Below are 16258 nucleotides of genomic sequence, written 5' to 3'. Positions count from 1 at the left end.
ACGCCCCGACGCAGAACACCAACACGGTGACGGCGGCGGTGTTCGAGGACACCCTGGCGGCGATCGCCGGCCATCAGTCGGCGGGCAATCCCGACGGCGGCGCGCAGCCGACCATTGCGACGTTCACGGCGGCGCAGATCGCAAGCCTGGTCAATGCCGGCGCCGATGCGCCGACGCTGCTGCTCGGCTTCAACAGTGCGATCACCGGCGACACCGGTCTGACCCAGACCGCGGTGTTCGGCGGCACCGCCTACAAGATCGTGTGGAGCTATGTCAGCGCCACCGAGGTCGACGGCATCGTCGACCCGGCGAGCGGCAGCCCGAACGCCGGCGACAAGGTGTTCACGCTGGTCAAGACCGCCGGCGGCGACTTCACCTTCACGCTGCTCGAGCATGTCGACAACGGCACCGGCGAAGCCAACACCACGACGCTGAACCTGAACAACGTGTTCACGGCGACCGACACCGACGGCGACGTCATYGTGATCGACAATGGCGCCACGGTCACGATCCAGAACGACGCCCCGACGCAGAACACCAACACGGTGACCGCGGCGGTGTTCGAGGACACCCTGGCGGCGATCGCCGGCCACCAGTCGGCGGGCAACCCGGACGGCGGCGCGCAGCCGACCATCGCGACGTTCACCGCGGCGCAGATCGCAAGCCTGGTCAATGCCGGCGCCGACGCGCCGACGCTGCTGCTCGGCTTCAACAGCGCGATCACCGGCGACACCGGGCTGACCCAGACCGCGGTGTTCGGCGGCACCGCCTACAAGATCGTGTGGAGCTATGTCAGCGCCACCGAGGTCGACGGCATCGTCGACCCGGCAAGCGGCAGCCCGAATGCCGGCGACAAGGTGTTCACGCTGGTCAAGACGGCCGGCGGCGACTTCACCTTCACGCTGCTCGAGCATGTCGACAACGGCACCGGCGAGGCCAACACCACGACGCTGAACCTGAACAACGTGTTCACGGCGACCGATACCGACGGCGACGTCATCGTGATCGACAATGGCGCGACGGTCTCGATCCAGAACGATGCGCCGACCCAGAACACCAACACGGTGACGGCGGCGGTGTTCGAGGACACCCTGGCGGCGATCGCCGGCCACCAGTCGGCCGGCAATCCCGACGGCGGCGCGCAGCCGACCATTGCGACGTTCACGGCGGCGCAGATCGCGAGCCTGGTCAATGCCGGCGCCGACGCGCCGACGCTGCTGCTCGGCTTCAACAGTGCGATCACCGGCGACACCGGTCTGACCCAGACCGCGGTGTTCGGCGGCACGGCCTACAAGATCGTGTGGAGCTATGTCAGCGCCACCGAGGTCGACGGCATCGTCGACCCGGCAAGCGGCAGCCCGAATGCCGGCGACAAGGTGTTCACGCTGGTCAAGACCGCCGGCGGCGACTTCACSTTCACGCTGCTCGAGCATGTCGACAACGGCACCGGCGAGGCCAACACCACGACGCTGAACCTGAACAACGTGTTCACGGCGACCGACACCGACGGCGACGTCATCGTGATCGACAATGGCGCGACGGTCACGATCCAGAACGACGCCCCGACGCAGAACACCAACACGGTGACCGCAGCGGTGTTCGAGGACACCCTGGCGGCGATCGCCGGCCACCAGTCGGCGGGCAATCCCGACGGCGGCGCCCAGCCGACGATTGCGACGTTCACCGCGGCGCAGATCGCAAGCCTGGTCAATGCCGGCGCCGACGCGCCGACGCTGCTGCTCGGCTTCAACAGCGCGATCACCGGCGACACCGGTCTGACCCAGACCGCGGTGTTCGGCGGCACCGCCTACAAGATCGTCTGGAGCTATGTCAGCGCCACCGAGGTCGACGGCATCGTGTCGGGCGGCCCGAACAACGGCGACAAGGTGTTCACGCTGGTCAAGACGGCCGGCGGCGACTTCACCTTCACGCTGCTCGAGCATGTCGACAACGGCACCGGCGAGGCCAACACCACGACGCTGAACCTGAACAACGTGTTCACGGCGACCGACACCGACGGCGACGTCATCGTGATCGACAATGGCGCCACGGTCTCGATCCAGAACGACGCCCCGACGCAGAACACCAACACGGTGACGGCGGCGGTGTTCGAGGACACCCTGGCGGCGATCGCCGGCCACCAGTCGGCCGGCAATCCCGACGGCGGCGCCCAGCCGACGATTGCGACGTTCACCGCGGCGCAGATCGCAAGCCTGGTCAATGCCGGCGCCGACGCGCCGACGCTGCTGCTCGGCTTCAACAGCGCGATCACCGGCGACACCGGTCTGACGCAGAGCACGGTGTTCGGCGGCACGGCCTACAAGATCGTGTGGAGCTATGTCAGCGCCACCGAGGTCGACGGCATCGTCGMCCCGGCAAGCGGCAGCCCGAATGCCGGCGACAAGGTGTTCACGCTGGTCAAGACGGCCGGCGGCGACTTCACCTTCACGCTGCTCGAGCATGTCGACAACGGCACCGGCGAAGCCAACACCACGACGCTGAACCTGAACAACGTGTTCACGGCGACCGACACCGACGGCGACGTCATCGTGATCGACAATGGCGCGACGGTCACGATCCAGAACGACGCCCCGACGCAGAACACCAACACGGTGACGGCGGCGGTGTTCGAGGACACCCTGGCGGCGATCGCCGGCCACCAGTCGGCCGGCAATCCCGACGGCGGCGCGCAGCCGACCATTGCGACGTTCACGGCGGCGCAGATCGCGAGCCTGGTCAATGCCGGCGCCGACGCGCCGACGCTGCTGCTCGGCTTCAACAGTGCGATCACCGGCGACACCGGTCTGACCCAGACCGCGGTGTTCGGCGGCACCGCCTACAAGATCGTGTGGAGCTATGTCAGCGCCACCGAAGTCGACGGCATCGTCTCGGGTGGCCCGAACAATGGCGACAAGGTGTTCACGCTGGTCAAGACGGCCGGCGGCGACTTTACCTTCACGCTGCTGGAGCATGTCGACAACGGCACCGGTGAAGCCAACACCACGACGCTGAACCTGAACAACGTGTTCACGGCGACCGACACCGACGGCGACGTCATCGTGATCGACAATGGCGCCACGGTGACGATCCAGAACGATGCGCCGACCCAGAACACCAACACGGTGACCGCGGCGGTGTTCGAGGACACGCTGGCGGCGATTGCAGGCCATCAGTCGGCGGGCAATCCCGACGGCGGCGCACAGCCGACCATTGCGACGTTCACGGCGGCGCAGATCGCGAGCCTGGTCAATGCCGGCGCCGATGCGCCGACGCTGTTGCTCGGCTTCAACAGTGCGATCTCCGGCAACACGGGTCTGACGCAGTCGGAGTATTTTGGTGGCCCGGTGCACAACATCGTGTGGAGCTATGTCAGCGCCACCGAGATCGACGGCATCGTCTTGGGCGGCCCGAACAACGGCGACAAGGTGTTCACGCTGGTCAAGACGGCCGGCGGCGACTTCACCTTCACGCTGCTCGAGCATGTCGACAACGGCACCGGCGAAGCCAACACCACGACGCTGAACCTGAACAACGTGTTCACGACGACCGACACCGACGGCGACGTCATTGTGATCGACAATGGCGCGACGGTGACGATCCAGAACGACGCCCCGACCCAGAACACCAACACGGTGACCGCGGCGGTGTTCGAGGACACCCTGGCGGCGATCGCCGGCCACCAGTCGGCGGGCAACCCCGACGGCGGCGCGCAGCCGACCATTGCGACGTTCACCAGCACGCAATTGGGTAGCCTGGTCAACGCGGGTGCGGATGCGCCTCTCGTGATCGGCTTCAACAGCGCGATCTCCGGCAACACGGGTCTGACGCAGTCGGAGTATTTTGGCGGCCCGGTGCACAACATCGTGTGGAGCTATGTCAGCGCCAACGAGATCGACGGCATCGTCTCGGGCGGCCCGAACAATGGTGACAAGGTGTTCACGCTGGTTCGCGGTGTGGGGGCCGACGGGGTCCTCGGCACGGCGGACGACGTGTTCACGTTCACGCTGCTCGAGCACGTCGACAACGGCACCGGCGAAGCCAACACCACGACGCTGAACCTGAACAACGTGTTCACGGCGACCGATAGCGACGGCGACAAGGTCGTGATCGACAACGGCGCGACGGTGACGATCCAGAACGACGCGCCGATCAACAACAGCACCACATTGGCCACGCAGACGGTCTATGAGGACGGTCTGACGATCGCCAATTCGAACGGGCAGTCGGTTGGCAACCCGGAGGTTGGTCATACGACGGTCACGGCGACCTATACGGCGGCGCAGATCCTGTCCCTTGTCAGCATCGGCGCGGACTCGGCGGGTACCGTTGCGCTCGCTGGCGCAGCTCAGGGCATCGAGGGGACCGCGACAGGACTTCAGTCCAAGGGCGTCTCGGTTACCTGGCATGTCGTGAGCGCGACCGAAATCGACGGCATGGCCGGCGGCCGGGTGGTCTTCACCCTGAAGGACAACGGCGCCGGAACCTATACGTTCAGCCTGATGGATCAGGTGGATCATCTGCCGCTGAATGCGCCCAGCGGTGACAATGATGCGAGCGTCACCATCGATATCGCCAAGGCGTTCGTCGTCACCGATAGCGACGGCGACAAGTTGCAACTGGACAATGGTGCGGTGATCGCGATCGAGAACGACGTTCCGACGATCGGCTCGATCCAGAACGCCATCATGCCGAGTATCGTCAACACGGACGCCCACGGCACGTGGCAGCCGTCCGTTGGTGCCGACGAGCCAGGCACCATCGGGATCACCATGGGCACGGCGCCGGCGGGCGAGACCTATACGGTCACCGACACCGGCACGCATAACGCCGCGAACGAGGAAATCTTCTCGGTAAAGGTCTCAAGCGGGGCCAACGCCTATACCTTCTACGAGTACGTCCATTTCGACTCGGCGGCCCACACGTCGGAAATGTTCGCGTATTCTTCGCTTGCGGATGCGCAGGCGGGATTGGGGAACAACGAGTTCTTCACGCTGACGATGTCGCTGGATGGGACCTATGATTTCCATCTGGTGTCGAACAGCTTGCAGACGTTCCAGCCGTTCACCTTCAGCAAGGGCCTGCCATCGGGCAACGAAGACTACGCAACCATCACAAACGGGGTGTTTACTCAGCAAGTTGGCAGTGACAACATCGCTGGCCGTAGCATCCTGATCGATGGCTATAATCAGTTCGATACCAACCCGAACCACAACTCGATCTTCATCAATCAGGGTGGAAGTGGCGGCCTCGCCCTCAACAACGGAAACCTCGACACCGGCGAGACGGTCTTCTTCCAGTTCAATAATATCGCCGGAGATTCCGCTCGGGTCGGCGACCAGAACTCCGTTACGATCGGTATCGGCAAGAGCAACGGAACGCTGGAAGCGTTCCTGATCACCATCAAGGACGATACCGGCGCGGTTATCGCGTCGGAACTCATCCAGCAGGCCGACGGTACACCGATCGTGGTGGATGCAGCGCATTGGGGAACGGCCAATGGCGCTGTCGACAGCATCGGTAACTTTGCTGCATTCGGCCGAATCGACGTTGAAAACGTCGGCGGCTCGATCCAGTTCTATAACGGTAGCTTCCACGACTTTACCAATGCCGACGATAAGGTGCTCGTCACCAGCATCAGCGGTTCGTCACAAGTCGGGACGACGACCCTGACGTTTGCGCCGACGCTCACCGATTACGACGGCGATACGGCGACTGCCGCGACCGATTTGTCGGTCACCCTGGTCGGCACCGCCAACGGCGCCGGCGGCTACAATCTGACCGGAACGGACGGCGCCAGCGAAGTCCTCGTCGCGAGCTCCAAGGCCGACACTCTGGTCGGAGGCGTTGGGCATAGCGACACGGTCGATTACGGCAATACGATCGGCGGCACCGGCATTACGATCAATCTCACGGCGGAGACGGATACGATTGCTGCAGTCGTCGGCGGGGCGGCGGCCGGAGACGTCATCAAGGGCATCGAGAATATCATCGGAACCCAGTACGCCGATACCCTTACCGCGGCGCCTGGCGGAAGCATCCTCGACGGCGGCGCCGGCAGCGGGATTGGCACGGATGTTCTGAATGGCGGGGCAGGCAATGACGTGTTGATTGCCAGCCGTACTGGCGTCGACACCCTCAACGGCAACGGCGGCAACGATACCTATGTGCTGCAGGGCAAAGCCGGCGCGGCAGGGGTCACCATGGACTTCGGTGCGTCGGGAACCGACTCGATTGTGGTCGACGTTGCCAGTCAGAATCTCACGATCAGCAATGCCGGCCTCATCAATGCTGCGACCCAGTTCAATTCGGGAGTTGGAGCACCGACGAATGGCGGCGTGGCCTGGCAGGAAAGCGCTAGCGGAGACAAATTCTACTACGACACCCAGAATCACAATCTGTGGTACTCGGCCGCTGGAAACGGATCGGATCAGATCCTGCTCGCGCATATGTCGACCGGCGTTCCGCCCGCGGCCGCGGCCGTGGCTGCCGCGATCCATATCGCCTAGCAGCTAGCAAGGCGAACGGTCAAAGCAGCAGCGGCAGTCCAGGCAACTGGGCGCCGCTGCCGCTGAAAGCCTCGGTACCTGTCCAATCAGCGTCGTCCGTATTTGCCGCCGCGGGAGCTGCGTCGAGCTCGTCGCCGAGCGGGAGCCGCTTGGCGTAGGGAGCGGCAAACAGCTGCACGCCGTGGTCGTTGATCGCAAACATCGGCGTGAAGTTATCGAGCTCGCCGTCGTCGATCAGGTCGGAGCGGCGGCTGTCCAGGATCAGCCAATGGCCGTCGAGACGCGCCGCCAGCACGGCGTGATCCTGGCGGATGGCGCGATCGCGGCCCAGCACCAGGCGCAGATCCTCGCGCGCGAAGCCGGCTTCGCTGAGTGCGATGTATTTTGCGATCGCATAGTCCTCGCAATCGCCCTTGCCGGTCGCAAAGGTGGCGAGCGGAGCGGTCCAGCGGTCGGCCTCGCCGTGCTGGGCGAAGTCGCTGACATAGCGGACCGCCTGGTTGACGGCGCGGTTCGCCTCATTCAGCCGCTCGCGTCCGGACTTGGACTTGACCGCGTTGATCAGGCGGAGGAATTGCGCGGCATTGGGTGGGCAGCCGGTCGCGTTCTCCCGGCATTGCTCGAGCACGATCCGCTCCTTTGTGAGATCGGCTTCGAGGCCGCGCCATTTGCGCCACAGGCCGTTTTCCGGCGCGCGAAAGGTGAACAGGCCGAACGGCTCCGCGCCGACAGGCGGAAGCGGTTTTGACGCGGGCAGGGCGTCGGTCGCGGTGTTCGGCGGCGTCAGCGAGGCGGTGCGAATGGCGTTCGGACCACGTCCGCGCTGCCGGTCGAGCTTGGCGAGGACGTCAGTGATGGTGAAGAAGGTGGCGGGCGGGCGGTTCGCTGCGGCGTCCGACGCCGGTGCGAGCTCGCTCGAGGGGGTGCCGAGAGAAAGCTCGTCCGCGGCAAACGCGGACGACGCGACGCAAAGACTGATTGAAAATGCGGCCACGGCGATCAGCGCCGACGAGGCCAACTTCACCGACTTCATAATGACGTCCCCAATGTCGGGGACCGTCAACGTCTGTGCGTCGATCTGCGTCCCCGCTGTTATCGGGACGCAGACTGGTGTCTTGGCCGCTTAAGCCGGGTTAAGTGGAGCGTCCGGCTCCAGGGATTGTCGGAAAGGCGGTCAATCCACGGTTTGCCGGTTCGTTCGAAATTGAACGACCGATGGTCACGATCGGTTAACCACGCGCTCCATGGTCCCGATCAACGCTCGCGCAGGGCCTCGTCACGCAGCAGGCGGGCGGGCTTCACGATGTAATCCAGCACGGACTTCTCGCCGGTCAGGACTTCGACCGTGGTCACCATGCCCGGAATGATCGGCAGTGGATGCTGCTCGGTGCCGAGATGGTTCTTATCGGTGCGCACCATGACCCGGTAAAAGGTCTCCTGACGTTCGGTCCGTTCCGCCTTGTCGTCGACGATCGTATCGGCGCTGATGCGTTCGACCTTGCCCTTCAGCGATCCGTACACCGAGGAATCATAGGCGCTGATCTTCACCACCGCGTCCTGGTCGGGACGGATGAAGGCGATGTCCTGCGGACGGATGCGGCCTTCGACCAGCAGCGTGTCGTCCAGCGGCACGATATCCATGAGGTTGGCGCCGGGCGCCACGACGGCGCCAATGGTGCTGACGTTCAGCTTGTTGACGATGCCGTGAACCGGCGCCTTCAGATCCGTGCGGCGCACCCGGTCCTGGGCGGACTTGATGTTCTCGTCGAGCACGGCGAGGTCGCCGCGTGATTTCGCCAGGTCCTCGTCGGCCTGCGAGCGGAACGAGGTGGTGATGTTGGCGATCTTCGATTGCGCCTCAGCCAGCTGGCCCTTCATCTCGGTTGCCTGCCGGTCTAGTCGCAGCATCTCGATCTCGGGCACGACCTTCTGCTCATAGAGCTTGCGTGTCAGGGTCTGCTCGCGCTCCAGCAGCTTGAGGGAGCCGGTGAGGCGAGTGACCTGCTGATTGAGCACGTCGATGTCCTGCGCGACCTTCTGCCCCCGCATCTTGAACACGCTGGTCTCGGTCGCAACGGCGGCGGGAACCATCTTGTCGAGATCATCCGGGAAGGTGATCTCGCTTCGGCCGCGCGCCTCGGCGTCGAGGCGGGCGACCCGCGCCGCCATCGCAGCGCGGCGCTCGCGGATCTCGCCGAACTCGGAGGCGAATTTGGTATCGTCGATGCGCATCAGCGACTGGCCCTGCTGAACGATGTCGCCTTCGCGGACCAGGATGTCGCCGACGATGCCGCCCTCGAGCGATTGCACCACCTGCATCTGCCGCGACGGCACGACGCGGCCGCTGCCGCGCTTGACCTCGTCCAGCACGGCGAAATGCGCCCAGACCAGAAACGTCGCGAGCAGCGCGCACGACGTCCACAGCAGCATGCGGGAGGTGCGGGGCGTGCGCAGCAGCGCCGCGGACCGGATGTCATTTGCAAACGCAAAATCGGAAGACGCCATAATATTCGCTCGTTATGCAGATTTCGGCTGGATCGTATTCTCAGGCGACGGCGGGGTCGACGCGGGCTTGCCCTGCAGCAGGGCGAGCACCTTGTCGCGCGGGCCGTCGGCAACCAGGCGGCCATTGTCGAACAGCAGCAGGCGATCGACCATGTTCAGCAATGACAGGCGATGGGTCGAAATGATGATGGTCATGCGCTCGTCGCGCAGCCCCTTGAGGCGCTCGAGGAATTCCTGCTCGCTGCGAATATCGAAATGCGCGGTCGGTTCATCGAGAAACAGCACGCGAGGCTTGCGGATCAGGACGCGCGCGAGCCCGATGGCCTGTTTCTGGCCGCCCGACAGGCTGCGCCCGCCTTCGGAGATCGGCATGTCATAGCCCATGGGGTGGCCGGCGATGAAGCTCTCGACGCCGGAGAGCCGCGCGGCAAGCAGGATCTCCTCGTCGGTCGCCTCCGGCTTGCCGAGGGCGATGTTGTCGCGCAGCTTGCCGAAGAACAGGTCGGTATCCTGCATCGCAAAGCCGATGCCGGCGCGCAGGTCCGACGGATCGTATTGGCGCGAGTCCACGCCATCGACCATGATGCGGCCTTCCTTCGGCTCGTAGAATCCGAGCAGCAGCCTGCCGACCGTGGTCTTGCCCGATCCGACCCGGCCGATGATGCCGACCCTTTCGCCGCCCTCGATCTTGAAGCTGACTTTTTCGAGCGCGTTGCCCGGCGCGTTGGGGTAGGCGAACGACACGTTCTCGAACGCGACCTTGCCGTCGTCGATCCGCCTTGCGACATAGGATCGGGTCGGCGATCGTTCCCGCTCGATCGACATGATGCGATCGATCGCCTTGAGAGCGGTCATCGTCTGCGTTCCCTTGGTGATCACGGAGGCGATGCCCGCGATCGGCGCCAGGACGCGGCCGGCGAGCATGTTCGCGGCGACCAGCGCGCCGACGCTCAGCTTGCCGTCGAGGATCAGGAAAATGCCGACGATGACGAGCAGCAGGCTCGTGATCTGCTGGGCCGTGGCTGCGCTCGTCAGCGACATCGACGACCAGAAGTGGACGTCCTCGCCCGATCGGGCGGTCGCCGCGACCGAACGCTCCCACAAGGTCTGCATGCGGGCCTCGGCGCCGGTCGCGCGGACGGTTTCCAGGCTGGACAGGGATTCGACCAGCACGCCGTGGCGGGCGGCGGACTCGGCCTGCAGGCGCTTCATGGCGCGATCAAGCGGGCGTTGCAGCAGGAAGCCGATCAGCATGACGAGGGGGAGCATGATCAGCGGGATCCATGCTAGCGGTCCGGCGATGATGAACAGCACTCCGACAAACAGGACGGCAAACAGCAGGTCGGTCGCCGAAACCACGCTGCCGGACGTGAAGAACTCGCGCACCGAGTCAAAGTCCCGGAGCTGATTGGCGATGATGCCGACCGAGGTCGGCCGTTGCGCCATCTTTACGGCCATCACATGCTCGAAGATGTTGGCGGCGAGCACGACGTCGATGGTCTTGCCCGTCACGTCGATCATGCGGCTGCGGACCATGCGGAAGACGAAATCGAACAGGATGCCGAGACCCATGCCGATCGAGAGGGCGATCAGCGAGGGGATCGCGCCATTGGGGATGACGCGGTCATAGACGCTCATCGTAAACAGCGGCGTCGCCAGCGCGAGGATGTTGGTCAGAAAGGCGGCGATCGCGATGTGGCCGTAGCTGCGCCAGTGCGTCTTCACCACCGACCAGAACCAGTGGCTCTGGGGAATGTCCCCTGCGGCGAGGGCGCGCGCATCGGCGCGCGCAGAGCTTCTCACCAGGAACGCGTAGCCGGTATAGTCAGGTGCGACCGAGGCGATGTCGGTGACGCGCGGGGCGTTCGGCGTCGCCGGATCAACGATCCTGATCGTCTTGTTCGCGGGGTCGACACCCAGCAGGATCAGCGCAGAGCCGTCCTTCATGATGAGAACGGCCGGCAACACCAGCGCGGGAATGTCCGAAATGTCGCGCTTGACGGCCTCGGTCTCCAGGCTCGCCCGCCTGGCCGCGCGGTCGTAGAGCGAGACGGACAAGCGGCCGTCCGTGATCGGAAGTCCGCCGAGCAGAGCTTCGCGGCTGACCGCGCGGCCGTGGTGAGCGGCGAGATATGCCAGCGACGCGGTGAGCGGATCGTCGCCCAGTGCACGCGGTCGACTTGTCTCGACTGGCTTTGAGGTTGAATCGTCCGGCGAGGGGCGGCCGGCGTCAGCCGCCGCGCTGGGGGTTCGAAATAACAACTGAAACCTCGATAACCAAAATGGAAATGCAGCAATCGCATTCGAAGATTTGGCGCAGACTACAACAAATGGCGAACGAAATCAGCGAAACTTGCTTTAAGTATTAATACGGAATCGAAAGGGCCCCGTTTGGGGCCCTTTCTGGACGTCCTGAACCTGGTTGCCGGCTTCTACTGAGCGGAACTCGGGAAGGCCGACAGCAGCCAGTGAGGCTTGGTCGACGCATAGGAACTGGCGTTCGCCGTGACGGACGGGTCCGCGTAAATGACGTTCGGGCCATCCGCGGCGTTCTTTTGCTGCTGCATCCATTCCGACGAACCCGGCACGGAAGCGGTGGTGGTCGCGCCGGTGAAGCGGTCGGCAAAGCCGACATCCTTGGGCTGGGCCGCCGCGTAACCCTCCTTGTAGCCCTTGGCGGGGCGGACCGTGGCGGTGGGGGCCGGAACGGCGACGCGCAGCGGCTCGGAGCCGGTTTGCGGCAGGTTCACGCGAAGGGTGGGGAAGGAGTAGCGGGGCAGGCCGATCGAGAGCATGTCGGTCGGCGCTGCATCGACCGGCGGAGGCGCCTTCAGGTACTCGATCAAGGTCCCCATCGCAGCCAGCAGCTGATAGTCGGCGAAAACGACGACGCTGCGGGCGGAGGTGAGCGAGACCGACGCGTTGAAGAACTGGTTCTGCGCGTTCAGCAGGTCGATCAGCGAACGCTGACCGAGCTCGTATTCCTTCTGGAAGGCCGCGATGGTCTTCCTGTCGGCTTCGAGCTGGCGCGACAGCGCGGCAATGCGCGTGGCCGTAATCGTACGGGCATTCCACGCCTTGTCGATCGACTCATAGGCGTCGCGCTGCAAGCGCGCGTGGCGCATGGTGGCTTCGGTATAGCGCTCGGCCTTCTCCGACCGATTCCACGCATCCTGGCCGCCGCGGAAGATGTCCCAGGACATCACGACCTTGCCGCTGTAGTCCTCATGCGTCACGGCGGGATTTCCCGGAGCCGTCACGTAGGGGAAAGAGTTGTCGTAGTGGGTTGCGCGACCCTCGAGATAGAATTTCGGGCCGAACGTTCCGTCGGTCGCCTTGAACGCGTGCTTGGCGGCGTCGGCATCGGACTGTGCAGCCGCGATCGTCGAATTGAACCGCAGCGTGGTCGCCAGCGCTTCGTCGCGGCTGTGCGGCAACCCTGCAAGCGGCGAGGGGAAGCGAACATTGATCGGCTCGAGGCCGACAACCTTGCGGTACTTCGCCCTGGCGTCATCGAGGCTGCGCTGGAATTCGGCGAGGGCAGCGCGGGCGCTCTCGACGCGCTCGCGGGCTTGCTCGAGATCGCCTTCGCCGGCGCGGCCGCCCGAGAAGCGCGAGTTCACGTTTGCGAAGATCTTCTCGTGATTGGCGACGTTCTGCTGCGCAAGGCTCACCAGCCGGATGTAGCGCACGACGTCCATGTAGCCTTCGGCGGCGTCGAGGGCCAAGAGCTCGGTCCGTTCCTTGACGCGGGAGGCCGCCGCGTTCACGCGCGCGGTCTGGCGCCAGACGTCATAGATCGACGAGAAGCCGTCCCAGAGCAGCTGGCGCACCACCACCGATTCCTGGCTGCCGTTGCGCCACGGTCCTGAACCGACGGTCGGTGTCTGTATGGTGTTGACCACGCCCGGCGGTTGATCGAACTTTTCCGGTCCGTAGCTGGCATCGACGCGCACCTGCGGCAGCAGCGTGCTCTGAGTCTGTCGGAGCTCGCTTTCGGTCGCCCGCCGGTTCGCGGAAGCTTCGCCGACGCCCGGGTTGGTCTGCATCGCCTGACGCAATGCGTCGTTAATAGAGAATACCTCGGCACATGCCGGCGTTGCCGCCAGGCATAGGCACGCAATGACCGTGTATGCCGATTTCATAATCGCCGCCCCCAACTCACAAAAATTATTACGTAGAATCCGCGAAACCGTAACAAAGGACGGTTCCTCAACCTATGACATTTCAGCCACACAGCCGCTCTAAGTGGGCCTGCGCGGAGGGGCGCTGGCGGTCAATAATTTGATATTTTTATTAAAATCCAATGGTTTGAATACTGTTTATGCCGTCAGCCCGGAGCGTGCCAAGCGGCAACACCGGCGACCGGATCGGAAAGATCAGTTAAGTTCGTCTTAATCGCCGGCCCGTCGGCTACTGCTCACGACAGGTTGTCAGATAGGTCGCAACGAAGGGCGCGTCTTTGGCGTCGGGTGACGTGCCGTCCAGGCGGCTGGTCAGCTTGTAGAGCGACTTGCTGCCGAAATAGAACCGGAAGATCTCGGCCGTGGACTCATCCACGCGGGTCGCGAAGATCGACGCGGCCGTACGGTGGGCCGCCGCAAAGACGTAGGTCGTGAGCTTGGCTCCCTTGCCTTCCGCCGCGACCGACGTTCCCCAGGTGACCGAGAAGGTTTCGCCATCGATCACGACGGCAGGCCGGACCGTCTCCAGATCGTCCTCGATCCACTTGATGTCGCTGCCCTTGCCCGAGGCGCCAAGCTCGACCCGCTTGCCCCGCGGGGTGTCGCAGGTGAACCTGGAAGATGCAGCCGGCGCTGCGCTTGTCGTTGCCAGCAACAGCAATAGGCAGCCGATCGACCTCCACATTGGTTTCCCCTCTGCAGTTGCGCCGGGCACATACTGATGTCTTGGACCCGCTTGCGCAACTCGGTGATGTACGGGACGCCGTCGGCAGCGCAGCGCTCGCGCTGGCAGGCAATCTCAGCGGGCGGCGTCGGATGGCCTTCGTGATTTCACTCCGGCGCAATCGGATGCGGCGGACGCTCGATCGACGCCCTGAGGGTGTCGAGCTCGAGGAAGACGTCAGCGTGCCTGCGCAGCTCATCGGCGATCATGGGAGGTTTCGTTCGAATACTGGAAACGACGGTGACACGCACGCCCAACCGCCTGACGGCTTCGACGACAGCTCGCAAGTCGCCATCGCCAGAGAACAGGAACGCGTGGTCGATGCGGTGCGCGATTTCCAATGCGTCAACCGCGAGCTCGATACCGATGCTGCGCTTCATGCGCCGCCGTCCATCGCCGTCGTCGTGCTGCTTGGCTGATTTTCTCCTGACCGCATACCCGTTGTAGTCGAGCCAATCCACCAGCGGCCGGAGGCTGCTGAACTCGTCGTCGTCTCTCACGACCGTGTAGAAATATGCGCGGACGATTTGCCCATGCTTGCCGAACTCCGAGAGCAGTCGCCGGAAGTCGACTTCGAAGCCAAGGTTCTTGACCGTGGTGTGCAGATTCGCGCCGTCGATGAATAGTGCAATACGATCGGTCATCTGAAATCCCCATGACGCCCGGATCAGTCGCTGATTGCTCTGGTTCTGGAAATTCCTCGAGCGCATGGGCGCCCTGGTTGAAATGGCCGATCCTAGAGCAAGGACGCCGCGGGGATGAAGCGGAAATTCTTGCCAGCGCCGAGTGATGAAAACCCGGTGCATGTCGATCCGGCGACGTGAGCCGCTTCATACGAGATCGTGCGCCTGCTGATAAGGTGCTGGGCGCACGACGCCGTAGACGCCAAACGATGATGCGGCGCAGCGGTGCTGACAAGTACCGTGTCGCTGTGGTGATCATTGCGTCACCAGCAAAACTACACCTAATATGAATCCAGTGCGCTGACGCTTTTTCGCGCCGTTGCAATATTTCGAGATACCACTTTTTTGCAGATGCGGTTTTGCCGATACGAGATTTGGCAAAGGGGAGGGGATATTCTTGCCTCTCTGATTGCAGAGACGGCTTGTTGCGGCTGGCGGGGGGGCGGCGCGGCGGCATGTTGGCGGCCTTGCCGTGATCGACGTGCAAGAGGGACATCGGATCAGCGATCGGGACGGAGCGACATGGCCAAGGCGCGCAAGAGGCCTGGTCGTTCTCTCGCTTTGCATCCTGCTGGCCTGTTGCGGGGCGGCCCGCCAGGCCGTCGAGGAGGAGGCGGAGCCGGCAATGACGACAACAACGACGGCAACGACGACGACAACGGTCAACCTGAGCGGCGCGCTCGCGGAATGCCGCAGCGCCTTTCCGGATCAGATCGCGCAGGCGGTGGCGCGGGCGTCATGCGTGATCAAGGCGACCGAGCTGATCCGGCCGCTGTTGCCGTTTCCCGATCTGCTCGATCGCGAGAACGCCCTGCGCAAGGCGCTGGCAGAGCAGGTCCAGGCCAGGGCGACGTCCCTGCTCGAGCGAAACATCCAGATACAGAAGCTTCATTCGCAGCTCCTCGATGAAGAGCGCAGCAGGCTGGCGGCCGCGCCGGCGGATGCGAGCACGCCGCCGCCGGCGGTCACGCAGTGGCGGCAATCCAACCCGGAGGGATGCGGCCGGCTCGGCGGGGATTCCGGGACCTGCTACTGAGATAGGCGATCCCGGCGAATGCCGATTGACCGGCTTGCGTCCTGCGGAAACGGATTGTGAGGCCGTCACCCTCGGGCTCATTCCCGTGCCGGCTCTCTCGGTGTGGCGTTTGGTGGCGTTTGGGCGCTGTCACCGTATTCACACGGAGGGGCCGGATTGAAATGTCGCGAAACGCCAAATCCCCTATAATTTAAGAGGTTTTGCGCGCTCGGTTGCGGAGCGCCCTTCGAGAAAGGGTGTCGGCCGCTACGCCAGTAGGGTTAATAAACGATTACCAATCGACAGCTTTCTCGCGACGCATTATAAGAAAATCCTAGTTGGCCTTGGATTTTGCCCTGCCAACATATTTGCGTAAATTTCATCAAAAAGGGATATTTTCCTATGTTGAAGATGTACATCCAGACCACCGAAGCCTTCAAGCGTCTCGCCTCGGACAAGGACGGCGTTGTGTCGTTCGAGTACGTGATCGTCGCCGCTTGCGTCGTTGCCGCCGTCGCTGCCGCGTTCGGTACGGGCGGTGCGAACACCCTCGCGACGACGCTGACCACCGCGATCGGCAAGGTCGGCACCGCGGTCGCCACCGCAGTCACGACCCACTAAGGTCCAGAGGTTGAGAGCTG

Annotated in this window: 9 protein-coding genes; 3 read left to right on the top strand and 6 right to left on the bottom strand. The window is 63.9% G+C overall.

Annotation, left to right across the window (positions count from 1 at the left end; translation table 11 throughout):
- The first annotated feature begins 38 nt into the window (after nucleotides 1-38).
- Entirely contained in the window at nucleotides 39-6506 is a 6468-nt protein-coding gene (locus tag BI327_RS42290; protein ID WP_210191193.1) for a hypothetical protein, read from the top strand.
- A gap of 19 nt (nucleotides 6507-6525) precedes the next feature.
- On the opposite strand, the gene BI327_RS13515 is transcribed toward BI327_RS42290, so the two are convergent.
- The 6 genes from BI327_RS13515 to BI327_RS13490 all read right to left on the bottom strand — a co-directional run bounded on the left by BI327_RS13515 (nucleotide 6526) and on the right by BI327_RS13490 (nucleotide 14563).
- Entirely contained in the window at nucleotides 6526-7539 is a 1014-nt protein-coding gene (locus BI327_RS13515; RefSeq protein ID WP_076860666.1) for a transglutaminase-like cysteine peptidase, read from the bottom strand.
- A 221-nt stretch (nucleotides 7540-7760) separates the two neighbouring features.
- On the bottom strand, nucleotides 7761-9011 hold the full coding sequence (locus tag BI327_RS13510; protein WP_076860665.1) for an HlyD family type I secretion periplasmic adaptor subunit: 1251 nt from the start codon (nucleotides 9009-9011) through the stop codon (nucleotides 7761-7763).
- A 12-nt stretch (nucleotides 9012-9023) separates the two neighbouring features.
- Nucleotides 9024-11177, bottom strand: a complete 2154-nt coding sequence (locus tag BI327_RS13505; RefSeq protein WP_076860809.1) for a type I secretion system permease/ATPase — start codon at nucleotides 11175-11177, stop codon at nucleotides 9024-9026.
- 266 nt (nucleotides 11178-11443) lie between these two features.
- Nucleotides 11444-13156 carry a TolC family outer membrane protein gene (locus BI327_RS13500; RefSeq protein WP_076860664.1) on the bottom strand — a complete coding sequence of 571 codons (1713 nt, stop codon included), beginning with the start codon at nucleotides 13154-13156 and terminating at the stop codon, nucleotides 11444-11446.
- Between the two features lie 268 nt (nucleotides 13157-13424).
- The gene (locus tag BI327_RS13495; protein ID WP_076860663.1) at nucleotides 13425-13880 is read right to left on the bottom strand and encodes a hypothetical protein; all 456 of its coding nucleotides are present in this window, start codon (nucleotides 13878-13880) and stop codon (nucleotides 13425-13427) included.
- Nucleotides 13881-14026: 146 nt separating this feature from the next.
- Nucleotides 14027-14563, bottom strand: coding sequence for a LabA-like NYN domain-containing protein (locus BI327_RS13490; RefSeq protein WP_076860808.1), 537 nt, complete (start codon nucleotides 14561-14563; stop codon nucleotides 14027-14029).
- Nucleotides 14564-15227: 664 nt separating this feature from the next.
- On the opposite strand from BI327_RS13490, the gene BI327_RS13485 reads away from it, so the two are divergent.
- Entirely contained in the window at nucleotides 15228-15638 is a 411-nt protein-coding gene (locus tag BI327_RS13485) for a hypothetical protein (protein ID WP_143271597.1), read from the top strand.
- A gap of 381 nt (nucleotides 15639-16019) precedes the next feature.
- Complete coding sequence (locus tag BI327_RS13480) at nucleotides 16020-16238, top strand: hypothetical protein (protein ID WP_076860661.1); 219 nt, start codon at nucleotides 16020-16022, stop codon at nucleotides 16236-16238.
- Nucleotides 16239-16258: the final 20 nt, after the last annotated feature.

The sequence above is a fragment of the Bradyrhizobium mercantei genome, from assembly GCF_001982635.1.
GTDB classification, from domain to species: domain Bacteria; phylum Pseudomonadota; class Alphaproteobacteria; order Rhizobiales; family Xanthobacteraceae; genus Bradyrhizobium; species Bradyrhizobium mercantei.
This window is presented reverse-complemented; position numbering and strand designations above follow the sequence as displayed.

Bases quoted from the DNA above. Each gene is read 5' to 3' on its own strand.
- BI327_RS13480 (WP_076860661.1), top strand. From the start codon at position 16,020: ATGTTGAAGATGTACATCCAGACCACCGAAGCCTTCAAGCGTCTCGCC.
- BI327_RS13490 (WP_076860808.1), bottom strand. From the start codon at position 14,563: ATGACCGATCGTATTGCACTATTCATCGACGGCGCGAATCTGCACACC.
- BI327_RS13515 (WP_076860666.1), bottom strand. From the start codon at position 7,539: ATGAAGTCGGTGAAGTTGGCCTCGTCGGCGCTGATCGCCGTGGCCGCA.
- BI327_RS13510 (WP_076860665.1), bottom strand. From the start codon at position 9,011: ATGGCGTCTTCCGATTTTGCGTTTGCAAATGACATCCGGTCCGCGGCG.
- BI327_RS13500 (WP_076860664.1), bottom strand. From the start codon at position 13,156: ATGAAATCGGCATACACGGTCATTGCGTGCCTATGCCTGGCGGCAACG.
- BI327_RS13485 (WP_143271597.1), top strand. From the start codon at position 15,228: ATGACGACAACAACGACGGCAACGACGACGACAACGGTCAACCTGAGC.
- BI327_RS13495 (WP_076860663.1), bottom strand. From the start codon at position 13,880: ATGTGGAGGTCGATCGGCTGCCTATTGCTGTTGCTGGCAACGACAAGC.